22 protein-coding genes are annotated in these 22,834 nt (G+C 71.2%); 15 read left to right on the top strand and 7 right to left on the bottom strand.

Features of this window, described 5'->3' with window-relative positions:
• Positions 1 to 27 precede the first annotated feature (27 nt).
• The 10 genes from Apa02nite_RS18350 (at position 28) to Apa02nite_RS18305 (ending at position 12,923) form a co-directional block, all read left to right on the top strand.
• Entirely contained in the window at positions 28 to 1,350 is a 1,323-nt protein-coding gene (locus Apa02nite_RS18350) for a hypothetical protein (protein WP_203826074.1), read from the top strand.
• A 139-nt stretch (positions 1,351 to 1,489) separates the two neighbouring features.
• Positions 1,490 to 3,388 carry an ABC transporter ATP-binding protein gene (locus Apa02nite_RS18345; protein WP_203826073.1) on the top strand — a complete coding sequence of 633 codons (1,899 nt, stop codon included), beginning with the start codon at positions 1,490 to 1,492 and terminating at the stop codon, positions 3,386 to 3,388.
• 46 nt (positions 3,389 to 3,434) lie between these two features.
• Positions 3,435 to 5,222, top strand: coding sequence for an ABC transporter ATP-binding protein (locus tag Apa02nite_RS18340; RefSeq protein WP_203826072.1), 1,788 nt, complete (start codon positions 3,435 to 3,437; stop codon positions 5,220 to 5,222).
• A gap of 27 nt (positions 5,223 to 5,249) precedes the next feature.
• Complete coding sequence (locus tag Apa02nite_RS18335) at positions 5,250 to 6,083, top strand: siderophore-interacting protein (protein WP_203826071.1); 834 nt, start codon at positions 5,250 to 5,252, stop codon at positions 6,081 to 6,083.
• A gap of 73 nt (positions 6,084 to 6,156) precedes the next feature.
• The gene (locus tag Apa02nite_RS18330; RefSeq protein WP_239164382.1) at positions 6,157 to 7,527 is read left to right on the top strand and encodes an FAD-dependent oxidoreductase; all 1,371 of its coding nucleotides are present in this window, start codon (positions 6,157 to 6,159) and stop codon (positions 7,525 to 7,527) included.
• Positions 7,524 to 8,708 (top strand): acyl-CoA dehydrogenase family protein, encoded by a 1,185-nt coding sequence (locus Apa02nite_RS18325; protein ID WP_203826070.1) that lies wholly within the window; start codon positions 7,524 to 7,526, stop codon positions 8,706 to 8,708. Before Apa02nite_RS18330 ends, Apa02nite_RS18325 begins: the two co-directional genes overlap by 4 nt.
• A 128-nt stretch (positions 8,709 to 8,836) precedes the next feature.
• Complete coding sequence (locus Apa02nite_RS18320) at positions 8,837 to 9,235, top strand: VOC family protein (RefSeq protein WP_067685304.1); 399 nt, start codon at positions 8,837 to 8,839, stop codon at positions 9,233 to 9,235.
• A gap of 156 nt (positions 9,236 to 9,391) precedes the next feature.
• Entirely contained in the window at positions 9,392 to 10,726 is a 1,335-nt protein-coding gene (locus Apa02nite_RS18315; RefSeq protein ID WP_203826069.1) for a condensation domain-containing protein, read from the top strand.
• A gap of 5 nt (positions 10,727 to 10,731) precedes the next feature.
• Positions 10,732 to 11,946 (top strand): glycosyltransferase, encoded by a 1,215-nt coding sequence (locus tag Apa02nite_RS18310; protein WP_203826068.1) that lies wholly within the window; start codon positions 10,732 to 10,734, stop codon positions 11,944 to 11,946.
• Positions 11,943 to 12,923, top strand: coding sequence for an MDR family NADP-dependent oxidoreductase (locus Apa02nite_RS18305; protein WP_203826067.1), 981 nt, complete (start codon positions 11,943 to 11,945; stop codon positions 12,921 to 12,923). The genes Apa02nite_RS18310 and Apa02nite_RS18305 overlap by 4 nt, the downstream gene beginning before the upstream one ends.
• A 61-nt stretch (positions 12,924 to 12,984) precedes the next feature.
• Here Apa02nite_RS18305 and Apa02nite_RS18300 read toward each other — a convergent pair whose 3' ends face one another.
• From Apa02nite_RS18300 to Apa02nite_RS18280, 5 genes are all read right to left on the bottom strand, one after another.
• A complete protein-coding gene (locus Apa02nite_RS18300) occupies positions 12,985 to 13,848 on the bottom strand; it encodes a TauD/TfdA dioxygenase family protein (protein ID WP_203826066.1) in 864 nt (287 codons plus the stop codon).
• 87 nt (positions 13,849 to 13,935) lie between these two features.
• Positions 13,936 to 14,595, bottom strand: coding sequence for a cyclase family protein (locus Apa02nite_RS18295; protein WP_203826065.1), 660 nt, complete (start codon positions 14,593 to 14,595; stop codon positions 13,936 to 13,938).
• 9 nt (positions 14,596 to 14,604) lie between these two features.
• Positions 14,605 to 15,177 (bottom strand): pyridoxamine 5'-phosphate oxidase family protein, encoded by a 573-nt coding sequence (locus Apa02nite_RS18290; protein WP_203826064.1) that lies wholly within the window; start codon positions 15,175 to 15,177, stop codon positions 14,605 to 14,607.
• Positions 15,178 to 15,179: 2 nt separating this feature from the next.
• Positions 15,180 to 16,133: an iron-containing redox enzyme family protein gene (locus Apa02nite_RS18285; RefSeq protein ID WP_203826063.1), complete on the bottom strand. Its 954-nt coding sequence runs from the start codon at positions 16,131 to 16,133 to the stop codon at positions 15,180 to 15,182.
• Between the two features lie 47 nt (positions 16,134 to 16,180).
• The gene (locus tag Apa02nite_RS18280) at positions 16,181 to 17,035 is read right to left on the bottom strand and encodes a phytanoyl-CoA dioxygenase family protein (RefSeq protein WP_203826062.1); all 855 of its coding nucleotides are present in this window, start codon (positions 17,033 to 17,035) and stop codon (positions 16,181 to 16,183) included.
• Between the two features lie 219 nt (positions 17,036 to 17,254).
• Here Apa02nite_RS18280 and Apa02nite_RS18275 point away from each other — a divergent pair, with 219 nt between their 5' ends.
• Positions 17,255 to 18,643, top strand: coding sequence for a phenylacetate--CoA ligase family protein (locus Apa02nite_RS18275; protein ID WP_203826061.1), 1,389 nt, complete (start codon positions 17,255 to 17,257; stop codon positions 18,641 to 18,643).
• 114 nt (positions 18,644 to 18,757) lie between these two features.
• Positions 18,758 to 19,288 carry a mycothiol-dependent nitroreductase Rv2466c family protein gene (locus Apa02nite_RS18270; protein ID WP_203826060.1) on the top strand — a complete coding sequence of 177 codons (531 nt, stop codon included), beginning with the start codon at positions 18,758 to 18,760 and terminating at the stop codon, positions 19,286 to 19,288.
• On the opposite strand, the gene Apa02nite_RS18265 is transcribed toward Apa02nite_RS18270, so the two are convergent.
• A complete protein-coding gene (locus Apa02nite_RS18265; protein WP_203826059.1) occupies positions 19,192 to 20,058 on the bottom strand; it encodes a helix-turn-helix transcriptional regulator in 867 nt (288 codons plus the stop codon). The two genes, Apa02nite_RS18270 and Apa02nite_RS18265, sit on opposite strands and share 97 nt — an antisense overlap.
• A 136-nt stretch (positions 20,059 to 20,194) precedes the next feature.
• Between Apa02nite_RS18265 and Apa02nite_RS18260 the strand changes: the two genes are divergently transcribed.
• The 3 genes from Apa02nite_RS18260 (at position 20,195) to Apa02nite_RS18250 (ending at position 22,340) form a co-directional block, all read left to right on the top strand.
• Positions 20,195 to 21,175: an aldo/keto reductase gene (locus tag Apa02nite_RS18260; protein WP_203826100.1), complete on the top strand. Its 981-nt coding sequence runs from the start codon at positions 20,195 to 20,197 to the stop codon at positions 21,173 to 21,175.
• Positions 21,176 to 21,356: 181 nt separating this feature from the next.
• The gene (locus Apa02nite_RS18255; protein WP_203826058.1) at positions 21,357 to 21,821 is read left to right on the top strand and encodes an SRPBCC family protein; all 465 of its coding nucleotides are present in this window, start codon (positions 21,357 to 21,359) and stop codon (positions 21,819 to 21,821) included.
• Positions 21,822 to 21,929: 108 nt separating this feature from the next.
• Complete coding sequence (locus tag Apa02nite_RS18250) at positions 21,930 to 22,340, top strand: ATP-binding protein (protein ID WP_203826057.1); 411 nt, start codon at positions 21,930 to 21,932, stop codon at positions 22,338 to 22,340.
• Positions 22,341 to 22,352: 12 nt separating this feature from the next.
• Here the strand turns inward: Apa02nite_RS18250 and Apa02nite_RS18245 are convergent, their stop codons facing one another.
• Positions 22,353 to 22,826 carry a DUF4396 domain-containing protein gene (locus Apa02nite_RS18245; RefSeq protein WP_203826056.1) on the bottom strand — a complete coding sequence of 158 codons (474 nt, stop codon included), beginning with the start codon at positions 22,824 to 22,826 and terminating at the stop codon, positions 22,353 to 22,355.
• Between the last annotated feature and the right edge of the window lie 8 nt (positions 22,827 to 22,834).

Raw genomic sequence — 22,834 nt, 5'->3', positions numbered from 1 at the left:
CGGCCCTGATCAGGCCAGGCTGGCCTCATGTCTGACGCGATCGAACTCATCATCCCGAACATGGCCGAATACCACCTGCGCAACCCCTCCCTGCAGCTCAAGGGCGAGGAGCGGGCACGGGTGGTGCGGTTCGGCGGCACGTACGAGTGTGAGCACTCGGTCTTCTGGACCGACGCGCCGCGGGTGCTGCTGCTGCCGCAGGGCTGGAGCCAGGCGTGGTTCGACGACATCCACAAGGCCCTGGACCTGGCCGCGCCGCCGGTGGTCTCACCGCGGATGCGGTCCGGCCTGCTCGTCGACGACCTGCTGCACGACGGCGCCGCGCAGAACGCGCTGCGCCAGCTGGTGTCCGGCTACGACGTGGTGAAGCTGACCATGGTCGGGCCGACCGCGGAGACCTACCTGCTGGCCGCGCTGGTCAGCGGCTGGGGCCACGAGGTCGAGCTGGACTCGGTGCCCGAGGACGCGTTCTGGGCCAGCCTCTACCTCGACTCCAAGGTCAGCTGCCTGGACCTGGCCCGCCAGCTGCCGGCGATGCGGGTCGCGCCCGGCGTCGTGGTCGGCAACTGGGTGGAGCTGACCGGGGCACTGCGGGCCATGGTGGCCCGGCACGGCCGGGTGATCGCCCGTACGCTCTTCGGCGTCGCCGGCGACGGCTCGCGGGTGGTCACCGACGCGCCCGGCGACGTGGACGCGTTCCTGGACCACGCGAGCGGCGACTCGTTCTTCGCGTTCCCGATCCTGATCCAGGAGTTCGTCGAGCACGCCGCCGGTGTCGGCTGCCCGGCCGCCGACATCCTGGTCGGCCCGGACGGTGTCGAGGACGTGGTGCTCTGCGCGCTGACCGTTGAGCACGGCTACTCGTTCCGCAGCGTCGACGTCGGTGAGGGCGCGTTGCCGCCGGTCTGGGGTGAGCGGCTGCGCGCGGCGGCGCTCGAGGTCGGCGAGGCGGCCCGGCAGCTCGGCTACGTCGGCTGGATGTGCATCGACTGCGTGGCCGGCGCCGACGACCAGCTCTACATCACCGAGATCAACGCGCGGCGCAGCGGCTCGCTGCACGCCGGTGGCCTGCTGCGGTTCTGGGGCGCCGAGAAGGAGCTGACGCTCTCGGCGCACTTCATGCTGCCGGTGCTGGAGGGCACGTCCTACGAGGAGCACATCCGGCCGGTCTTCCAGCGGCTGTGGGACGCCGGCGTCAAGGCGTACCCGACGAGCATCCGCGCCCTCGGCTGGACCGACCCGATCATCGCGGTGATCGCGGCGGCGCCGACCGCGGACGGCGCCCAGGCGATCATCGCGGAGATCCGCGACAGCATCTACGCGGTCGCCGGGACGCCCGGCCCGCGCTGATCTGGACCCCGGTGGCGCCGGCGCGGAAGAAGCCGGCGCGGAAAAAGCCGGCGCGGAAAAAAGCCGGCGCCACCGGGTCCATCTGCCGCGCGGCCGTTCGTCGTTGCACCGAAGCGAATTTCCTGGAGGTAGGAGTGCGATGAACTCGCGCCTGAAGCAGACAACCGTGGTCCGGCAGGCGGTCGCCCGGCTGGAGATCGCCCGGCTGACCGGCCTCGCCGGCGCACCACTGATCGCGCTCGCCGTCCTCGTCAACCTGGTGATCGGGCTGCTGCCGATCGCCTACGTGGTCAGCTCGTCGCTCGTGCTCGGCAAGGTGCCGGCCGCGACCAGCGCCGGCCTCGACTCGCCCGCGTACCGCACGCTGATCATGGCGTTCCTGATCACCACCGTCGTGTCGATCACCGAGATGCTGGTCGCGCCGCTGCAGGAACTTGCCGGTCAGCTCATCGCCCGGCGCGTCGACGGCCGGGTCAGCGACGCACTGATGGCCGCCGCGACCGCCACCCCCGGCATCGGCCCCCTGGAGGACCCGCGCCTGGTCGAGGACCTGCGCACCGCCGCCCGGGAGCTGGAGACCTGGGCGTTCAGCCCCGGCGAGGCCTGCGCCGGGCTGTTCGCCCTGCTGGCCCGCTACACCAAGCTGGCCGGGTACGCCGTCCTGGTCGGCGTGGTGCTGTCCTGGTGGGCCTCGGCCGGCCTGGTCGTCGCGGTGCTGCTGCTGCGCTACGGCCAGCGTGGTGGCCTGCGCAAGTTCGCCCAGGTGCGCTTCGACCTCGACGACGAGGAACGCCGCAACGACTACCTGCGGGACCTCGCCACCGACGCGGTCGCCGCCAAGGAGATGCGGGTCTTCGGGCTGCTCGACCACTTCCGTGACCGGTGGCACCGGGAGTACATGGAGTGGCTCAAACCGGTGTGGGCGGCCCGGCGGCGCATCTACCTCTGGCCGTTCCTCTGGATCCTGGCCTGGGGCCTGGCCGTCAGCGGAGTGGTGTTCGCCCTGACCGGGGTGGCCGCCGCGGATCCGGCCGGCGGGTTCACCCTGACCACGTTCGTCATGGTGATGCAGGCGGCGATCTTCGCGCTGCGCCTCGGTGAGTTCTACCCGGAGGCCGACCTGCACACCGCGATCGGCATGCACGCCCACGAGGCGGTCCGCCGGTTCGTCGACGGGATCCGGTCCTACGGCAGCGAGGCGCCGCCGGGCGCCGCTCCCGCCCGGCCCGCGCCGGTCAGCACGATCCACTTCGACCGGGTCAGCTTCCACTACCCCGGCGAACAGCGGATGATCTTCGAAGAGCTCGACCTGACCATCGCGATCGGCCGGTGCACCGCCCTGGTCGGCATGAACGGCGCCGGCAAGACCACCCTGGTCAAGCTGCTGGCCCGGCTGTACGAACCGACCGCCGGCACCATCCGGGTCGACGGCGTCGACATCCGGTCGATGCCGCTGGCGCAGTGGCGGGCCCGGCTCGGCGTGACGTTCCAGGAGTTCGCCCGCTACGAGGTGTCGGTCGCCGACAACGTGGGCTTCGGCGCGGCCGGGCACCTCGAGGACCGCGACGGCATCCGGGCCGCGATCGACTCGGTCGGCCTGCGCGAGCTGATCGACGCGCTGCCCGAGGGCATGGACACCCCGCTGGCCCGGCACCTGGCCGGGGGAGCGGACCTCTCCGGTGGGCAGTGGCAGCGGATCGCGCTGGCCCGCGCGCTGTTCGGGCTGCGGCACGGCGCGTCGATCCTGGTGCTCGACGAACCCACCGCGAGCCTCGACGTCCGCGCCGAGGCCGGCTTCTTCCAGCAGTTCACCAGCCTGACCGAGGGTGCCACCACGCTGCTGATCTCGCACCGGTTCTCCACCGTCCGGCAGGCCGACCAGATCGTCGTGCTCGCTGACGGCCGGGTCGCCGAGCAGGGCAGCCACGACGAGTTGATGACCGAGGACGGCGTGTACGCGCACCTGTTCCGGTTGCAGGCCGACCGGTTCGCCGACGAGCGGCGAACCGACGCAGAGACGGTGAGGACGCCGGCATGAGGCAGGACGAGCGGCGTACCGACGCAGAGACGGTGAGGACGCCGGCATGAGGCAGACGGTCACGGGCGCCTGGCGGCTGCTGAGGATCGCGTGGCGGCTGGACCGCCGCAAGACGGCCTCCGCGATCTTCCTGATGTTCGGGCACGTCACGATGGGCCCGGTGATGGCGGCCGGGCTGGGCGTGATGACCGACGCCGTGGTGGCCGGCGACGGCACCACGGCCGCCTGGTACGGCGTCCTGGTCGCGGTCCTCGTCATGATCACGCTGACCTTCGGGAACTTCGCCCACATCGCCTACACCGAGCTCTCCGAAATCGCCGAGCGCGACCTGACCGAGGAGCTGATGCTGCTCTCCAACGGCTCGGAGGGCATCGAACACCACGAACGGGCCGACTACGCCGACGAGCTGACCGTGCTGCGCCGCGACACCCGGAAGCTGACCCTCGCGCTCGAGGCCCTGTTCGGCACGCTGGGCCTGGTGCTGTTCGGGCTGCTCACCGCGATCCTGCTGGGCCGGGTCAATCTGGTGCTGCTGCTGTTGATGCCGATCGCCGCGCTGCCGCCGCTGCTGAGCGGGCGCTGGGCGGAGACCCGGATCGACCGGGCCAAGACCAGCACCGCCGAGTCGACCCGGATCGCGCTGAACCTGTTCCGGCTCGCCACCTCGGCGCGTTTCGGCGGCGAGCTGCGCGTCTTCGGGCTGCGCGACGAGCTGCTGCGCCGGCACCGGCAGGAGTGGGGGCGCACCAGCCGGGGACTGGCCGGCGCGTACACCCGTGGCGGGGCGATCCGGGCCGCCGGCCAGGTGCTCTTCGGGCTGGCCTACACCGGCGCGGTGCTGCTGGTCATCCGGGACGTGGTGGCCGGCAAGGGCCCGATCGGCGACGTGGTGCTGGTGATGGTGCTGGCCAGCCAGGTCAACCACCAGGTGATCACCGCGATCACCCTGCTCGGCACCCTGCAGCGGGTGGGCAGCCTGCTGCAACGCTTCCGGGTGGTGCGCGAGCTGGTCACGGTCACCCATCCGGCGCCGGTGGACCGGGAGCCGCCGCGGCGGCTCAGCGACGGCATCCGGCTCGACGACGTGGACTTCGTCTATCCCGGCACGGACAAGCCGGTGCTCAGCGGGGTGACCCTGACGTTGCCGGCCGGCGCGAGCGTGGCCATCGTCGGTGAGAACGGTGCCGGCAAGAGCACCCTGGTCAAGCTGCTGTGCGGGATGTACCAGCCGTCCCGCGGGCAGATCCTGGTGGACGGCGTCGACCTGCGCCGCATCCCGGTGCACGCGTGGCGCGAGCAGATCTCGGCGGGGTTCCAGGACTTCGCGCGCTTCGAGCTGCGTACCGGTGACGTCGTCGGGCTCGGCGACCTGCCCCGGATGGGCGACGACGGCGCGGTCGCGGTGGCCCTGGACCGGGCACAGGGCACCGACGTCGTCGAACGCCTGGAACACGGGCTCGACACCCCGCTGGGCAAGAGCTACACCAACGGGGCGGAACTCTCCGGCGGGCAGTGGCAGAAACTCGCGGTCGGCCGGGCGCTGATGCGCGAGACCCCGCTGCTGCTGGTGCTCGACGAGCCGACCTCGGCACTGGACCCGCAGGCCGAACACCGGCTGTTCGAGCTCTACGCGGAACAGGCCCGTCAGGTGCGGGCCAGCCGGGGCGCGATCACGCTGTTCGTCTCGCACCGCTTCTCCACCGTACGGATGGCCGACCTGATCATCGTGTTGCGCGACGGCCGGGTGGTGGAGACCGGCGACCACGACGGCCTGATGCTCCGCGACGGGCTCTACGCCGAGCTGTTCGGGCTGCAGGCCAAGGCGTACCGATAGGTCCTTTCTCGAGGAACGGAGTCCGTCATGCTCGTGTTGCCAGCTCCCGCACCGCTTCTGGACCGGCGGGGAACACCGCTGCTGGACCGGCGGGGAACCGCGCTGCGCGACCCGGAGTTCCTGCGCGGTGTCGTCCGGCGGATCACCTACGTGACCCCGCACGTCAAGCGGATCACGATCAGTGGCGCGGAGCTGTGCGGGCTGCCGGAGCTGGCACCGGCTGCCAAGATCCGGCTGTTCCTGCCACCGGCCGCCGCGGCCACGCCGGAGTTCCCGGCCTGGACACCCGAGGGGCTGCTCTGGCGGCCCGGCGCCAGCACCGCGATGCGCTCCTACACGGTGCGGCGCCACGATCCCGGCGCCGGCGAACTCGACGTGGACATCCTGCTGCACGGCAACGGGCCCGGCTCGATCTGGGCGGCGACGGCCGGCACCGGCGCCCGGATCGGGTTCCTGCGGCCGGAGGCAGGCTATTCGGTACGCCCGGACGTCACCCGCCACCTGCTGATCGGCGACGAGTCGGGGCTGCCCGCCATCGCCGCCATCCTGGAGGCGCTCACCCCGTCCGCCGCCGGCCTGGCCATCGTCGAGACCGGCGACCGTGGCTACCGCTGTTATCCCGGCCCCGGCGCGATCCGCTGGCTCGACCGCGGCGCCCAGGTCACCGGCGAGACCCTCTGGCAGTACGTGCGCGACCTGCCGGTGCCGCTCACCCCCGTGCAGGCGTTCGTGGCCGCCGAGGCGACGCCCACCCGGCTGATCCGCCAGCACCTCAAGAACGTGTGGGGGCTCAGCGCGCTCGACGGCTCGCTGCACGCCAAGGGCTACTGGCTGGCCGAGCGGGGCGCCCGGCGCCGCTGAGCAGTCTGGAAGATGCGCGGCCGGTGGCGGGCTTGACACCCTCGCAGGGAGACCGAGGAAGCGGAGGACACAGGTGTTCGTACATGTCGGAGATCGGGCCGTGGTGCTGGGCGGCAGCGTGGCCGGACTGTTCGCCGCCCGGGTGCTCGCCGAGCACTTCACCGAGGTCGTGGTGGTCGACCGGGACCCGTTGCTGGACGCCACCGGGCCGCGGCGGGCGGTGCCGCAGGGCCATCACATCCACGGTCTGCTGGCCCGCGGGCAGCAGATCCTCGAGGAGCTGTTCCCCGGCTTCACCGCCGAGCTGGCCGCGGCCGGCGTGCCGACCCGCGACTTCGCCACCAGCTTGGGCTGGCACTTCGCCGGCACACCGATCCAGCAGTCGCCGAGCGACCTGATCTGCATCTCGGCGGGCCGCTGGCTCCTGGAGGACCAGATCCGGGCGCGGGTCGCCGCGCTGCCGAACGTCACGTTCCGGCAGGCCGACATCGTCGCGCTGGAATACACCGACGACCGCACCGCCGTGCTCGGCGCCCGGATCCAGGCGCCCGGCGACGAGACGCCGGTGCTGGAGCGTGCCGATCTGACCGTGGACGCGACCGGGCGGGGCTCGCGGCTGCCGCGCTGGCTCGCCGAGGCCGGCTACCCGGCGGTCGAGGAGGAACGGGTCACCATGGACCTGACCTACACCTCCTGCGACTTCCGCGCGCCGCTGACCGCCGACCCGATCGGTGACGGCATCGCGGTCATCTCGGTCGCCACCCCCGGCCACCCGCGCGGCGCGACCCTGGCCCGGCTGCCGGACCGCTACTCGCTCTCGCTCAACGGCGTGCTCGGCGATCGGGCCCCGACCGACCTGCCCGGCTTCCTGGAGTACGCCCGCAGCCTGCCGGTACCGGCGATCCACGAGGCGATCCGGGACGCCGAGCCGCTGGGCGAGCCGGTGCAGTTCCGCTTCCCGGCCAGCGTCCGGCGCCGCTACGAGCGGATGACCCGGCTGCCGGCCGGCCTGGTCGCGCTCGGCGACGCCGCGTGCGGCTTCAACCCGATCTACGCACAGGGTATGACCGTCGCGGCGACCGGCTCGCTGGTGCTGCGCGACTACCTGGAGCAGGGCGCGGGCGATCCGCGCCGCTACTTCCGGGCCCTGGCCAAGACCCTGGACGGCGCCTGGGACATGTCCGCCGGCGGCGACCTGGCCTTCCCGGACGTGACCGGGCGCCGCACCCCGCAGGTCCGGCTCGGCAACGCGTTCATGCGGCGGATGCAGGTCGCCGCCACCCGCGACCGGGTGGTCGCCGCCGCGTTCGTGCGGGTGGCCGGCCTGGTCGACGCACCGCAGGCGATGATGCGCCCGCGCGTGCTGTCCCGCGTTCTGTGGCCGCGCGACGAACCCGTCGCGGCCGTGACACCGCTTCAGCACACCACAGGAGGAACAGCATGACCTTGGCCATTCCGGTGCAGGCCGGCACGGACCTGGTGGACCGCGCGGCCCGGGCCGTACCGGTGCTGCGCGAGCACGCCCGCTGGCAGGACGAGCACCGCGAGCTGCACACCGACACCCTTGCGGTGCTCCGGGAGGCGGGCATCCTGCGGATGCGGGTTCCGCAGCAGTACGGCGGACACGCCGCGGACGCCACCACGATGCTGAAAGTGATCACCGAGCTGGCCCGTGGCGACGGCTCCGCGGCCTGGCTCGCCTCGGTGTGGTCGATGTGCGGCTGGCTGGCCGGGCTGTTCCCGGACGCCGTGCAGGACGAGGTGTTCGCCGACCCGGACGGCGGCGTGTGCGGGGTGCTCAGCCCGACCGCGGTGGCGGTGCCCCGCGACGGCGGCCTGGTCGTCTCCGGCGAGTGGCACTTCATCAGCGGCGCCCGGCACAGCGGCTGGCAGCTGGTGCTGGCCATGGCGCCCACCCCGGACGGCGCGTCGCAGTGGCCGGTGATGGCGCTGGTCCCGCTGAGCGACCTGACCGTCGTCGACGACTGGGACACCAGCGGCCTGCGCGGCACCGGCAGTGTCACCACCGTCGCGCGGGAGGTCTTCATCCCGGCCGAGCGGGTGCTGCCGATGCCGGCGATCCTGCAGGGCCAGTACGCGTCGGCCCGCAACGCCGGCACCCCGCTGTTCCACGCGCCGATGATGGCCACCGGCTGCGCCTCGTTCACCGGTACGGCGATCGGCCTGGCCCAGGCCGCGCTGGAGGACTACCGCACCCGGCTCGACCACAAGATCACCTACACCGACTACGCCAGCCGCCGGGAGGCGCCGGTGACCCACCGGCAGCTCGCCGAGGCGACGCTGCTGATCGACGAGGCGCAGTTCCACGCGACCCGGCTGGCCGGCCAGATCGACGAGCGGGCCGCCGCCGGCCAGGACTGGACGCCGCTGGACCGGGTCGCCGCCCGGGCCGCCCTCGGCCGGGTGTTCCGGCTCGCCAAGGAGGCGGTCGACCTGCTGGTCACCGGCAGCGGCGGCTCGTCGATCTACGCCGCGGTGCCGATCCAGCGGATCCAGCGCGACATCCAGGCGCTCAACCTGCACGCCCTGATGCACCCGGACACCAACCTGGAGCTGTTCGGCCGGGTGCTGGCCGGACTCGCCCCCAACACGATGTACCTGTGACCCGGATAGGGGTCTGAACCCGGCGGATAGGGGTCGGTCATAACGGCCCGCTTATTGTAGGATTCATTTTTCAGGGAGCGCTCTCCGGCGCGATGGTGCCGGTGCCGCGACCGTTTTCAGAAAGAGGGATGTCGCACGTGATCAAAGGACTGAACAAGATCGAGGTAATCACGTTCTTCGTTGAGGACCTGGCCGCCACGCGGGCGTTCTACGAGGAGACCCTCGGCCTCGAGGTGGTCTACTCCGACGATGTCTCGGCGGTGGTCAAGCTGGAGAACCTGATGATCAACATCCTGCACACCGACAAGGCCGACACGCTCGTCGAGCCGCGCCCGGTGGCCGCGGCCGAGGCCGGCACCCGCCAGCTGTTCACGTTCGAGGTGGCCGACGCGAACGCCGTCTTCGAGGAGCTCAAGGCGCACGGCGTCACCATCCTCAACGGACCGACCGACCGTCCGTGGGGCCGCCGGACGATCTCGTTCCTCGACCCGGCCGGCAACGTCCTGGAGATCGCCCAGGTGCTCTGACCGCTACCGTTCCCGATCGGCCGGCATCGCGCGAAATGCGGTGCCGGCCGTTCTTTTCTTCTGTCGTGCTCATCGATGACTTGGCCACCCGTAATGGCGTCGTCTCTCTGTTAGCGTGCATTATCTCCATGCGCCATTGAGGCTGAAAGGACAGTCGTGAGCAGATTCCCTCTCTCCAGTCCGCAACAACTGTGGTGCTCCGGTGATCAGGGCTACCAGGCGGGATTCTTCGCGGGCGCGTTCGTGATGGCCACCGCGCTGCGCGTCACCGGCCCGATCGACGTCGACGCCCTGCGCGGCGCCCTGGACGACCTGGTGGTGCGGCACGAGATCCTGCGGACGGTGGTGGAGCGCACCGCCGAGCCGTACCAGCAGGTGCACGAGCCCGCCCCGGTGCCGCTGCAGGTGCGCGACGTGCCCGCCGACCGCCCCGGCTCCCGCGACACCATCGCCGAGGAGCTGCTCAACGAGGCCGAGCGCAGCACCCTCGATCCCCGGCAGGCACCGGGGCTGCACGCGGTGCTGACCCGCTTCGACGACGAGGACGCCGTGCTCGCCCTGATCACCCACCACACCGGCTCCGACGAGTGGTCGAACCGGGTGCTGGTCCGCGACCTGGCCGCGCTCTACCGCGCCCGCGTCACCGGCGCCGAGGCCGCCCTGCCGCCGGTGGTGCACTATCGCGAGTTCGCGGCCGCCCAGCGCGCGGCCGCCGACGGCCCGGACGGCGAGACCGCCGCCAAGTTCTGGCAGGACAAGCTCAGCGGCGTACGGATCTTCGCGGTGCCCACCGACCGGGACGTGCCGGAGCGGCACCACGAGCCGTACTCCGCGGTGAACTTCGTGGTCGGCCGGGACGTCATGGGCGCGATCGGCGACCTCGCCGCGCAGGAGCGGACCGACGTGCCGACCGTGCTGCTCGCCGCGTTCAACGTGCTGGTCCACGCGGTCGCGGGCACCACCGACCAGGCGATCGACACGCTGACCACCGGGCGTACCGAAGCGCGGTTCGACGACACCGCGGGCCCGGTGATGAACTTCGTGGTGCTGCGCACCGACCTGGGCCGCTGCGCGAGCCTGCGCGACGTGGTCGCGGCGACCCGGGACGTGTGCCGGGAGACCTACGCCAACGAGATCCCGATCCAGCACATCGAACGCGCCGTGCCCGAGCTGATGACGCCGAACGACGAGCCCCGCAAGACCAACTGCATCGTCGGGGTGTTCCCGCACCCGTCCGGCGTCGGCACACCGCGGCTCGCCGGGGGCAGCACCGAGATCTACAAGCGTCCGTCGGTCACCCCGGTCGGCCCGTGGATCCCGCACGGCGTCGCCTGGGGCATGCACCCGCACCCCGGCGGCGAGCTGAGCGGCTGCGTCCAGTTCAACACCGAGGACCTGGACGCGAGCACGGTGTCCGGCTGGACCGGCACCTACCAGAGCATCCTGCGCGACCTGGCCACCGACCCCGGCCGGACCTGGACCGCCCGGTGACCGGCGTGCCGCGCATCTCGGTGGTGGTGCCCACCTACAACCGCAGCGAGCTGCTGGCCCGCACGCTGCGGCAGCTGGCCCGGCAGACCCTGCCGCGTGACGCGTTCGAGGTGATCGTCGCCGACGACGGGTCGTCCGACGACACCCGCCAGGTGGTGGACTCGTTCGCCGACCGGCTGCGGATCGCCTACCACTTCCAGGACGATCTCGGCTTCCGCGCCGGCACCGCCCGCAACGCCGGTGCGCGGCTGGCGAGCGCCCCGCTGCTCTGCTTCCTCGACACCGGTGCGATCCCCGGCGACGACTTCCTGCGCCGGCATCTGGCCGAGCACGAGGAGGCGGCGCGACCCACGATCGTCGTCGGTTATGCGTACGGCTACGACCCGGAACACCCGGTGCACGCCCTCGACCGGATGAGCCGGATGTCGCCGGAGGAGATCGTCGACGAGCTCGGTGACGACCCCGGCTTCCGCGACATCCGCCACCCGCACTTCGACGCGTGCGGTTTCGACCTGCACCGGCGATCCCTGCCGTGGAACCTGCTGTTCACCATCAACTGCTCGATGGCCGCCGCCGACTTCCACGCCGTCGGCGGCTTCAACGAGGACCTTACCGGCTGGGGCGGCGAGGACCTGGAGCTCGGTTATCTGCTGCACCGGCACGGGCTGCGGTTCCGGATCAGCCGGGCCGCCTGGGTGATCGAGTCGCCGCACGGCCGCCCGGAGATCAGCACCCTGCTCGACACGTTCCGCGACAACGTGGAGCGCTCGCTGCGGCGCTACCCCGACTCCGCGTTCGAGGTGGGCTGGGCGCTGATCGGGATGAACCGCCCGTTCTTCACCTGGAACGACGAGTACCGCACGTTCGCGTTGTGGCGCGAGAAGGTCCAGGACCTGACCGTGGCCGACGAGATCGAGACGGCCCGGCGCGCGGCCGGCCCGGACGCCCGGATCGTGGTGTTCGGCGCCGGCGCGGCACTGCCACCGGACGCCGGCCCGCTGGTGGCGCTGGACTTCGACCGTGCCGCGGTGGCCGCGCTGGCCCGCGACGGGCACCCCGCGACGTACGCGATCGGCCTGCGCACCCCACTGGCCGCCGGCTCCGCCGACCTGGTCGTGATCACGTCCCGGCTGGCCGGGTTGTGGGAGCGCTGGCACCGCGACCTGCTCGCCGAGGCGCACCGGATCGGTGCCGCCGTATCCACGGAAGGAATCCGATGACCGTCAGCCGCGAGATCCACCTGATCGCCCGTCCGCCCGGCCGCCTGCCGGTGCCCGGCACACTCGCCGTGGTCGAGGTCGAGCTGCCTGACGTGCCGGAACCCGGCGAGGTGGTGGTCCGCAACACCTACCAGGCCGTCGACCCGGGCCTGCTGCAGCGCATGCAGGACATCGACGGCCCCGGCGAACCGGACTTCGCCCTCGGCGGCCCGCCCTGGGGACACGCCCTCGGCGAGGTCGTCGCGTCGGCGTCACCCGACCTGAACCCCGGCGACACCGTGCTGCACAACCTGGCCTGGCGCGAGTACGCGGTGGCCCCCGCCGACAAGTTCCGCGCCGTCCCGCTCGACCGCTTCCCGTCGGTGACCCACCACCTCAGCTCCGCGGTCGTCGCCTGGGTGGGCCTGAGCCTGGTCGAGATCCGGCCCGGTGACACCGTGCTGGTCTCCAGCGGCGTCGGCGCGGTCGGCAGCGTCGCCGGCCAGCTCGCCCGGGTCCGCGGCGCCGGCTACGTGATCGCCAGCACCGGCTCCCCGGCCAAGGCCAAGCTCGCCACCGAGCAGCTCGGCTACGACCGCGCGTTCGACTACCACGACGGCTGGCCCGACGATCTGCCCGGCGTCGACGTCTACTACGACAACGCCGGCGGCCGGCAGCTCGAATCGGCGATCAACGTGATGAACACCCACGGGCGGATCGTCAAGTGCGGCGGCACCGACCAGATCCGCACCGGCGAGCCGTACGGCATCCGCAACATCGAGCAGTTCGTGCACCGCAGGCTGTCGATGCACGGGATGGCCACCATGGACCACGAGGACCTGTTCGCCGAGTTCGACCGGGAGTTCCCGCCGCTGGTCGCGGACGGCCGGGTGGTGCTGCCGGAGACGATCGTGGAGGGCGGCCTGGACCGGCTGGTCCCGGCCGCGGAGGCGCTGCTGACCGGGGCGTACTCGGGCAAGGTCCTGCTGAAGTTCTGACAAGGCGACAGCGCGAGGGCGGCGGTCCGGTGGGACCGCCGCCCTCGTCGTGCCCGGTCGCTCAGCTCCACAGCACGGTGGTGCGGTGCAGCAGGCGCTGGTGCTTGCGCCGGTCACACGCGGTACGGGTGTGCATGGTCGCCTCGTTGTCCCAGATGACCAGGTCACCGGCGGCCCAGTGGTGCCGGTAGACGTACCGGTCGGCGGTGGCGTGCTCGTGCAGCTCGGCCAGCAGCTCCGCGGTCTGCGCCTCGGGCAGCCCCTCGATGCCACTGATGATCATGCTGCCGAGCAGCAGCGAGCGCCGGCCGGTGACCGGGTGCACCCGGACCAGGGGGTGCGCGACGTCCGGCATCTTGGCCCGCTGCTCGGGGGTGAGCGACGCCTTGTGCGGGTTCACCTTGCGCTCGGTCTCCACCAGGTGGTTCATCGAGTGGACCGCCCGCAGCCCGGTGATCCGCTCGGCCAGCCGCACCGGCAGGTCGTCGTAGGCGGCGGTGGAGTCGGCGAACAGCGTGTCCCCGCCGGTGGCCGGCGCGACCAGCGAGTAGAGCAGGGAGGCGCGGCTGGTCTGCTCCTTCCACGAGTAGTCGGTGTGCCACTCCTCCTGCTCGTCGCCGTCGTAGAGACCGATCGGCTTGCCGTCCACGAAGATGTTGCTGATCTTCAGGACTTCCGGGTGCTCCGGCACCACGTAGGTGGACACCGGGTACACGTCGAGCGGGCCGAACCGCCGGCTGACCCGCACGTGCTCCTCGTCGGTGAGCTGTTGACCCGGCAGCACCAGGACACGGTGCTCGGTCAGGTCGGCGACCAGCGCGTCCACCGTCGCCTGCCCGGCGATCCGCAGATCGAGATCGGTCACCCGGGCGCCGAAGGTCTGCCCCAGCGGCGCCAGGCGGTAGGTGGTCGTGGGTGTCGTCATTGCGGTGCCCCTTGTCTGCGGAGGGATGGATGGGTGCGGCGACGGCGGCGGCCGCCGGGGGAGGGGCGGTCCGCCGCCGTCGCCGGGCTATCGGGTGACCGCGTAGGCCCGGATCGGGAAGCTGCCCATCCCGGCGATCGGCACCGGCGCCGCGTGGAACCGGAAGTCCCGGTTCAGCAGCTCGTGCAGGTTGTGCAGGTGCTCCACCACCGGGATGCCGGCGCCGAGCAGGCCGGTGTGCGCCGGCCGGGTCATGTCGGCCATGTCGTCGATGTTCACCGAGTCGATGCCGACCAGCGCCGGACGCTGCCCGATCAACCAGTCCACCAAGGCGGCGGTCACGAACGGATGCTCGGCTGCGCCGTACTCGGTGGTGCGCCAGTGCCGGTCCCACCCGGTGTGGATCAGCACCGCCCGCCCGGTAACGTCGATGCCGTCGAACAGCTCCGGGCCGACCGCGCGCCCGGCACCGGTCGCGTCGATCACCACGCCGGGGACGTCGGCGAGCCGGTCCAGATCGATTCCGGACAGGTCGACGCCCTCCGGATACCTGTGGAACGGGGTGTCCAGGTAGGTGCCGGTGTTGGCGATCAGGGTGACGGCGCCGATCTGGAACTCGGTGCCCACCGGATAGCGGTCCCGGGACGCGGCGCGGGACAGGTGATCGCTGATCACCGGTCCGGGCAGCCCCGGGTAGGTGACCATGCCCGCCTCGATGAGGTGCGACAGGTCGACGATGTGGCTCATGGGTCCTCCTCAGCGTGGCAACAACGTGTCGTATTCGGGTTTCTGCTTCCAGGCGGGCGCCGGGGGCGTGTACTCCGGGCGCGGGCAGTGCGCGGAGTGCGTGCCGGTCGCCGGGTCGTGCAGGTAGCGGGGGCAGTTCTCGAAGACCTGCTCGACCCGGATCCGCAGCACCGCCTCGGCGCCCTGGTGGCCGCCGGCGTCGCGGCTGACCGCGCTGGTGCCGTTCACCCGCAACTTCGCGGGCAGCTCGGGGAAGAGGAACAGCAACCCCACCCGGCCCGAGGCCGCGGCATTGCCCAAGGTCCGATACATCCCGTTGCCGTCGTAGCTGGGTATCTCCAGCGTCCGCTGGTCGACCACCCGCACAAAACCCGGCAACCCTCCTTTGTACGAACAATCAGGCTGCCCGTCGGGGCTGACCGTCGCGACGAACACCGCATCGGCGCCGCTGATCCAGCGCACGTGGTCGTCCTCGAGCGCGTCGGTCACATACTTGCGGGCCAGGTGCCCGGCGAGCTCCCGGGTGCCGAACGCCTCCTGCAGGCGCCGGCTGCCACCGTGGTAGAAAGCGGCCGGCTCCATGACTAGCGCAGCGCCTTCATCTGCTGCCACACGCGCTGGTAGTACGCGTTGGCGACCCGCTCCCGGGTCAGGATGCCCAGGCAGATCTCGCGCAACAGGGCCGGCGACGTCTCGACCAGCGGGGTGAGGACGTTGTCCAGCCACTCCGCGCCGTGGTCCTCGTCGACGTGCACGTGGATCCGCTGGTAGGTGATCACGTCTTCCGGCACGCCGAGCCGGGTACAGCCGGCCACCATCGCGGTGAACCGCGGCGGGGCGCTGTGCTCCATCAGGCCGAGCGCGCCGACCGAGCGGGGGATCAGGTGCCGGTGGATGCCGTACATCAGGGTGAGGCTGGCGTTCTCGAAGATCTCGGCGCAGATCACCTCGTCGGCGTCGTAGCCGTGCTCGGCCAGCCGCTCGCGCATGTACCGCGCGGAGTGCTCGAACAGCACGGTGTGCATCCGGTCGAGCGAGCCCTGGCCCATCTCGTCCCAGTAGTTCTCGCCGATCACCAGCTTCATGGCGCCGGACGAGCCCAGCTGCGCCAGCGCCACCAGGTCGTCGAAACGGCTGTCGACGAGCTCCTCGGCCAGGAAGAACAGCGCCAGCTCGGCGATCGTGGCGTCCTCGGCGAGATAGCGGCAGAACTCCGGCTGGACGTGGTTGGCGCTCAGCGCGCGGAACCAGTCCGGGAACTCCTCGGCGGTGCGCGGCAGGCGATCGAGGTCGACCTGAGCGTCCTCCCAGCCGAGCCAGGTCTGTTCCAGACGGGCGATCGCCGGATCGGTGTTGAGCCGGGGGATCTGGGTGAAGTCCTCCGGCGCCGACAGGTAGGCGGCGTAGTGCGCGTGCAGCGTGCGGAACAGGTCCTGGCGCACCGCCTCGAGGGCGTTCCCCTCCGCCGGGACGGCCGCGAGGTCGGCAGGGAAGGCCGTCGCGAGGTTCTCGTCGGTGATTACGGTGGTCGTCGCCATGTCAATGTCTCCTTGATGATGGTGCGGGGTAATTGTTGTTTCAGTGGTTATCGGCGAGTGGTGACATTCGGGGTCAACGGGGTCAGCGCACGGGGATCCGGTTCGGCCAGGAATTGCGGCCGCGGATCGGTCACGTCGTGCGGGACGTTGTCGACGGCGTTGTAGACCAGAATGACCATGGCGCGCCGGCCCGGCGACATGTTCCGGGTCGAGGCGTGCAGCAGATTCGGATCGAAGAACAGTACGCAGCCGGTCGGCCCCTTCGGGCTGACCATGCCGTTGCGCTGCGCCATGCTCGTGATCACGTCGTCGCTGACCTGGAACTTCTCGTCGGCGGTGAGCGTGGCCACCCACTGCGGCGCGTCCTCGTAACCCAGCGGCATGCCGTCGCGGCCGGTGGCGGTCAGCACGCCGTCGCGGTGCGAGCCGGGGATGAACGTCAGCGGCCCGTTGAACTCGTTCACGTCGTCCAGGAAGATCGCGACGTTGACCAGGTCGGGGCGGGTGATTCCGTCGTCCTGCAGCCAGTAGATGTAGTCCTGGTGCCAGTCCCACTGGTCACCGGCGAACGCCGCCTTGATGTTGACTTTGGACTGGTGGACGTAGACGTCGTTGTGCAGGATCTGCTGCACCGCGCCGAGCAGTGCCGGGTGCCGCATCAGGTCGGCGAAGACGCCGTCCTGCTGGTGGATGCCGTAGACGGACCGCGGCGTGACACCGTCGCGCTCCATCACCCGGGCCGGGCTGTCCACCTCCAGCAGCCCCGGGACGGCGCCGATGATCTCGGCGAGGGTCTCGGCCGGCAGGAAACCCGGCGGCATGAGCAGGAAACCGTCCTGGCGATACTGCTCCAGCATCACCGGATCGAGAATTCCCGGCGCCATTCTGGTGGTTCGTTCCATGTCGCAGCCTCCTTCATCGTCAATTCACGATGGGCCATTGTTTGTGCGTATCGCTCAGCCGTCCGGTGTGGCGGGAAAGCGGCGCCCGGTGCGTTCTACTAAGGCAAGCTTGTCCTCTGTCCGCGACGCAGGCATCTCCCAGGGTGCGCTCCCCCTATCCGCCACCCGGACCCCCTATCGTTTGACAGGGAGACCCCTTCGGCGCCGAGGAGTGTGGGCATGGTCGACCGCATGGCACTGTTCCAGCGGATGGCGAAGAGCGTTCCGGCGTACGCCGAGTTCCTGGCCGGCCAGCGGGTGGACCCGGATCAGGTGGTCACGCCGGCGCAGATCCCGCTGATGACCAAGGCCGCCTACATCAACACGTACGACCTGCCGTCACGCTGTCTCGGCGGCACCCTGACCGGAAGTGACATCGTCGCGGTCTCGTCCGGGTCCTCCGGCCGGCCCACCGTCTGGCCCCGGTCGGTCCGCGACGAGGCCGCGGTCACCGCCCGCTTCGAGCAGGTCTTCGCCGGGGCGTTCCAGGCGGCCGAGAAGTCCACGCTCGCCGTGGTCTGCTTCGCGCTCGGCAACTGGGTCGGTGGCATGTACACCACCGCGGCCTGCCGTCACCTGGCCGCGGACGGCTACCCGATCACGGTGGCCACGCCCGGCAACGACGTCGACGAGATCCTGCGGGTGGTCGGCGAGCTGGGGTCCTACTTCGACCAGGTGGTCCTGCTCGGCTACCCGCCGTTCGTCAAGAACGTGATCGACGTCGGGGCGGCCCGGGGCACGCACTGGCCGTCGTACCAGATGAAGGTGGTCCTGGCCGGTGAGGTCTTCAGCGAGCAATGGCGGGATCTGATCGCGGCCCGGACCGGGGCGGCGGATCCGGCGGCGAGCTCGGCCTCGCTCTACGGCACGGCGGACGCCGGCGTGCTCGGCAACGAGACCCCGCTGAGCATCCGGATCCGCCGGTTCCTCGCCGACCGGCCGGACGCGGCGACCCGGCTGTTCGGCGACGCGCGCCTGCCGACCCTGGTGCAGTACGACCCGGCCACCCGGTTCTTCGAGACCGTCGACGGCACCCTCGTGTTCTCCAGCGACGGCGCGGCGCCGCTGCTGCGCTACCACATCGCCGACGAGGGCGGCGTGATCGAGCACGACCGGATGATCGATTTCTGCCGTGAGCACGGGTTCGACCCGGGCAGCGGGCCGGACCTGCCGTTTGTCTACGTCTTCGGCCGGTCGCTGTTCACCGTCTCCTACTTCGGCGCGAACATCTACCCGGAGAACGTGACCGTCGGCCTGGAACGCCCGCACGTGGCCCCGCACGTCACCGGCAAGTTCGTGCTGCGCACCGCCGAGGACGCCGACCGCGACCGGCACCTGTCGGTCGTCGTCGAGCTGGCACCCGGCGAGCCGGCCACCGCGGACCTGGCCGCGTCCGTCGCCGCCTCGATCCGCACCGAGCTGCTGCGGCTCAACAGCGAGTTCGCCCACTACGTGCCGGCGGCCTACCAGTCACCCCAGATCCTGCTGCGCCCGTGCGGCGACCCGGAGTTCTTCCCACCCGGCGTGAAGCACCGCTACACCCAGCGACCGGCGCCGGACGAGCCCTGACCACCGGCTACCGAGGGGAACGCCGAGGGCCCGCCCGGCCGACCACCCGGCGGGTCCGGTCACCGCTCACCCGCACCGCCATCCTGGCGGTGCGGACCCGCGCTGAGCCGGGCAGTGCTCGTCGACTGGCGGTTCATCTCGCTGCGCCTGATCAACTCGCACCTCGACTACGCCAGCCACTTCCCGCCGGAGTACGAGGCCCAGCACACCGCGGGCCTGCGGCTGCTGCGGGTCGCCTCGGTGGCGCGCGAGAAGCACGGCCGGGAGGCGATCGGACCGCTCTACGCCGCGTTCGGCGCCCGCATCATGGAGGCCGGCCCCGACGCGGGCCGGGAGCTCGGCTGGCCGGGCACTCCCGAGCTGGCCGCCGCCGCGCTCGCCGAGGCCGGGCTGCCGACCTCGCTCGCCGCGTTCCTCGACGACACGTCCCGGGACGCGGAGGTCCAGGCGGAGTCGGACGAGGCGTTGTCGCTGACCGGCCGGGACGTCGGCACGCCGATCGTGCACTTCGAGCCGCCGGACCCGCCGCGACATCGTGGTCCTGGCGGTCACCGGCTCTGCGCCGCGGCGCCGAGGGGCGGGGCGGCCCAGCTGCGGAGCAGGTCGAGGGCGTCCGCGGAGGCCGATCCCGGCTCGGCCAGGTAGGTGGCGATGACGATGCTGCTGGACGGGACGACCAGCGTCCCGTAGGCGAGGGTGATCTCACCGACCACCGGATGGTTGATCCGTTTCGTGCCGGTGGTGTGGGTACGCACGGTGTGCCCGCCCCACCAGGTACGGAAGTCGGCGCTGCGGGTGGCGAGCTCCCCGACGAGTGCCATCAGTGCCCGGTCGGTGGGGTCCTGGCCGGCCAGCAGGCGCAGGGCTGACACGCCTTCGCGGGCGCTGGTCTCCCAGTCCGGGTAGAAGTCCTTCGCGCGCTCGTCGAGGAACATCGAGCGGGCGCTGTTGACCGGCGCGGCGTCGGCGGGGAACAGGTGCGGGAACAGGGCGCGCCCGAGGGCGTTCGAGCCGACGACCGTGGTGACCCGGTTCATCGCCAGCGCGGGCACGTCGCGCATGGTGTCGAGCAGCTGGGCGATCAGGGGTGAGACGCGGGCTTCGGGCTTGGTCCGGGTCTCGCGCCGTGGCCCGGTGGCGGCCCGGGCCAGGTCGAACAGGTGCGCCGATTCCGCCTCGTCCAGCTGCAGCGCCCGGACCAGGGCGAACAGCACGCTGTCGGAGACGCCGCCGAGGTCGCCGCGTTCCATCCGGGTGTAGTACGCGGTGCTGACGCCGGCGAGCTGGGCGACTTCCTCACGGCGCAGGCCCGGGACGCGGCGTTCTCCGCCGAAGACCGTCAGCCCGGCCTTCTCCGGTGTGACGCGGGCACGCAGGGCAGTCAGGAACTGCTGTACGTCCTTCTGGGTAGCCATACGGGCGACGCTAACCGAGCCGGTGCGGATAGTGGGAGCACCTGCTGTTCACCCCCGGATTCCTGGGCTGGGGGCGAATGCCAGTGACTCTCAGCCACGTCCGATATGCGCTTAGCGTGGCGTCATGCCACACACGATGGAGTACACCCGGCTCGGCACGTCCGGCCTCAAGGTCAGCCGCCTCGCCCTGGGTTGCATGAGCTTCGGCGACAAGAACCCGATGCAGGACTGGTCGCTGGACGACGACGCGGCCGGACCGCTGTTCCAGCAGGCCGTGGAGCTCGGGATCACCTTCTGGGACACCGCGAACGTCTACGGGATGGGCAGTTCCGAGGAGATCGTCGGCCGTGCCATGCGCAAGTACACCACCCGGGAGCAGACGGTCCTGGCGACCAAGATCTACTGGCCGATGCACCAGGGCCCCGGCGGTGGCGGCCTCAGCCGCAAGGCGATCCTCGAGCAGGTCGACGCCTCGCTCACCCGGCTCGGCACCGACTACGTCGACCTGATGCAGATCCACCGCTTCGACCCGGAAACCCCGGTGGAGGAGACGATGGCGGCGCTGCACGACGTCGTCAAGGCCGGCAAGGTCCGCTACCTCGGTGCGTCGTCCATGTGGGCATGGCAGTTCGCGAAGCTGCAGCACGCCGCCGAGCGTCACGGCTGGACAACGTTCGTCTCGATGCAGGACCAGTACAACCTGGTCCAGCGCGAGGAGGAGCGGGAGATGTTCGGCCTGCTCGCCGACTCCGGCGTCGGCAGCATCCCGTGGAGCCCGCTCGCCGGCGGCATCGTCGCCCGGCCCTGGGGTGACAGGAGCAGCACCCGGGCGCAGTCGACCCCCGGGCAGGACCAGTTCGGCCGGCCGTTGTTCCTCGACTCCGACAAGGCGATCGTGGACGCCGTCGAGCGCATCGCCACCGCACGCGGCGTCAGCATGGCAACCGTGGCGATGGCCTGGGTGCTGAAGAACCCGGTCGTGAACGCGCCGCTCATCGGTGCGACGAAGGAGAAGCACCTCACCGACGCTGTCGCCGCGCTCGACCTGACACTGACCGACGACGAGGTCGCCTCGCTGGAAGGCCCGTACACGCCGCGCGAGCCGACGTACTTCTGAACCTGGCGGCAGGTGGCGGCCTGGCGGGCGCACGTTTGTGCCCCAGGGAACGAATCCCGCGCCGCGCCCCGGTGGTGGCGATGAGCCGGTCCGGCAGAAATCGACGCAGAAATCGACGCAGAAGAGGTTTGCCGCCTCGCTCCCGGGTAGTTGATGAGCAACCTCTTCTAAGGAGAATGTCGTGACTACCGTGACCGAGTCCGTGGACGTGAACGTGCCGATCGGCACGGCCTACAGCCAGTGGACGCAGTTCGAGGACTTCCCGCAGTTCATGGACGGCGTCGAGTCGATCACCCAGATCGACAGCACCCACACCCACTGGGTGACCAAGATCGCCGGGCAGACCCGCGAGTTCGACGCGGAGATCACCGAGCAGCACCCGGACGAGCGGGTGGCCTGGAAGAGCACCGGCGGTGACACGAAGCACGCCGGCGTGGTCACCTTCCATCGGCTCGCCGACAGCGAGACCCGGGTGACCGTCCAGCTCGACTGGGAGCCGGAGGGCTTCATCGAGAAGGTCGGCAGCGCCGTCGGCGTCGACAGCCACCAGGTGAAGGCGGACACGAAGCGGTTCAAGGACTTCATCGAGAGCCGCGGCGCCGCCACCGGCACCTGGCAGGGCGACGTGGCCCGGCCCGACGCCTGACCCACGATGCGGAGCCGGAGTGGAGCGGTTGCTCCACTCCGGCTTTCCCGTGCGTGCGGTCAGTCGTTAGCGTTGACGTCAGGTGCACGGCACGGGGGAGGACTGTCGGTGATCATTCTGTGCGCGGTTTTCGGGCGCGACGACCCGGCGTCACCGCTGCGACGCATGGCCGGGGCGGCCCTCGCGGAGCACGTCGAGGCCGGATCCGACGACGCGTGGCGCGACGACGTGCTGATCGCGGTCAGCGAGCTGGTGCAGAACGTGGGCCAGCACACCGGCGGCGGCGGGGAGCTCACGCTCTCCCTCACCGCGGCCGGTGTCCTCGTCGAGGTCGCCGACACCGCGGTCGGCGCGCCGCAGGTGCGGCATCCCGGCGCCCGGCAGGCCGGCGGCCGGGGCCTGCTCCTGATCGACGCGATGGCGCTGGCGTGGGGCACCCGATCCGGTGAGGCCGGCAAGACGGTGTGGGCGTTGATGCCCGCACCGGTCACCGCCGTTGCGATCCGGGCCGCTGTCTGACGGCCCGTCCGGTCAGTGCGCGTGGTGGTACTGGTGCACCACGGCGTGACCCTTGCCGCGCGAGATCATCCAGCGGTTGACCGGGGTGGTCAGCAGGAACGCCACGACCAGCGAACCGGCCAGCGACGCCCAGAACAGCGTGCTGGTGAGCCCGGCGTCCATCGCGCCCGGCACGGCCACGATGACCGCGTTGTCCAGCAACTCCATGATCGCGATGGAGACGGTGTCCGCGGCCAGCGCCACCTTCAGCGCGGTCCGGACATCGACGCCGGCACGCAACACCCCGCGCATGGTCAGGGCATAACCGAACACAAAGGCCAAAAAGATCGACAGTACGACGGTGGCGGTGTTGTGCAGGCCCGCGGCCGTGCCGATCACCATGCCCAGCACCTCGCCGATGGCGCAGCCGGTCAGGCAGTGCACCGTCGCCGAGGCTGCCATGCCCCACGTGGCTGTCGGATGTGTCTGGTGCGGATCGACGCTCATGCGCCCAC

It is taken from the genome of Actinoplanes palleronii (assembly GCF_016862315.1).
In the GTDB taxonomy this organism is placed as follows: Bacteria; Actinomycetota; Actinomycetes; order Mycobacteriales; family Micromonosporaceae; genus Actinoplanes; species Actinoplanes palleronii.
This window is presented reverse-complemented; position numbering and strand designations above follow the sequence as displayed.

Excerpts from the sequence above, each read along its gene's own strand:
- Apa02nite_RS18350 (WP_203826074.1), top strand. The coding sequence starts at position 28 with ATGTCTGACGCGATCGAACTCATCATCCCGAACATGGCCGAATACCAC.
- Apa02nite_RS18345 (WP_203826073.1), top strand. The coding sequence starts at position 1,490 with ATGAACTCGCGCCTGAAGCAGACAACCGTGGTCCGGCAGGCGGTCGCC.
- Apa02nite_RS18340 (WP_203826072.1), top strand. The coding sequence starts at position 3,435 with ATGAGGCAGACGGTCACGGGCGCCTGGCGGCTGCTGAGGATCGCGTGG.
- Apa02nite_RS18335 (WP_203826071.1), top strand. The coding sequence starts at position 5,250 with ATGCTCGTGTTGCCAGCTCCCGCACCGCTTCTGGACCGGCGGGGAACA.
- Apa02nite_RS18325 (WP_203826070.1), top strand. The coding sequence starts at position 7,524 with ATGACCTTGGCCATTCCGGTGCAGGCCGGCACGGACCTGGTGGACCGC.
- Apa02nite_RS18320 (WP_067685304.1), top strand. The coding sequence starts at position 8,837 with ATGTCGCACGTGATCAAAGGACTGAACAAGATCGAGGTAATCACGTTC.
- Apa02nite_RS18305 (WP_203826067.1), top strand. The coding sequence starts at position 11,943 with ATGACCGTCAGCCGCGAGATCCACCTGATCGCCCGTCCGCCCGGCCGC.
- Apa02nite_RS18300 (WP_203826066.1), bottom strand. The coding sequence starts at position 13,848 with ATGACGACACCCACGACCACCTACCGCCTGGCGCCGCTGGGGCAGACC.
- Apa02nite_RS18295 (WP_203826065.1), bottom strand. The coding sequence starts at position 14,595 with ATGAGCCACATCGTCGACCTGTCGCACCTCATCGAGGCGGGCATGGTC.
- Apa02nite_RS18290 (WP_203826064.1), bottom strand. The coding sequence starts at position 15,177 with ATGGAGCCGGCCGCTTTCTACCACGGTGGCAGCCGGCGCCTGCAGGAG.
- Apa02nite_RS18285 (WP_203826063.1), bottom strand. The coding sequence starts at position 16,133 with ATGGCGACGACCACCGTAATCACCGACGAGAACCTCGCGACGGCCTTC.
- Apa02nite_RS18280 (WP_203826062.1), bottom strand. The coding sequence starts at position 17,035 with ATGGAACGAACCACCAGAATGGCGCCGGGAATTCTCGATCCGGTGATG.
- Apa02nite_RS18275 (WP_203826061.1), top strand. The coding sequence starts at position 17,255 with ATGGTCGACCGCATGGCACTGTTCCAGCGGATGGCGAAGAGCGTTCCG.
- Apa02nite_RS18265 (WP_203826059.1), bottom strand. The coding sequence starts at position 20,058 with ATGGCTACCCAGAAGGACGTACAGCAGTTCCTGACTGCCCTGCGTGCC.
- Apa02nite_RS18260 (WP_203826100.1), top strand. The coding sequence starts at position 20,195 with ATGGAGTACACCCGGCTCGGCACGTCCGGCCTCAAGGTCAGCCGCCTC.
- Apa02nite_RS18245 (WP_203826056.1), bottom strand. The coding sequence starts at position 22,826 with ATGAGCGTCGATCCGCACCAGACACATCCGACAGCCACGTGGGGCATG.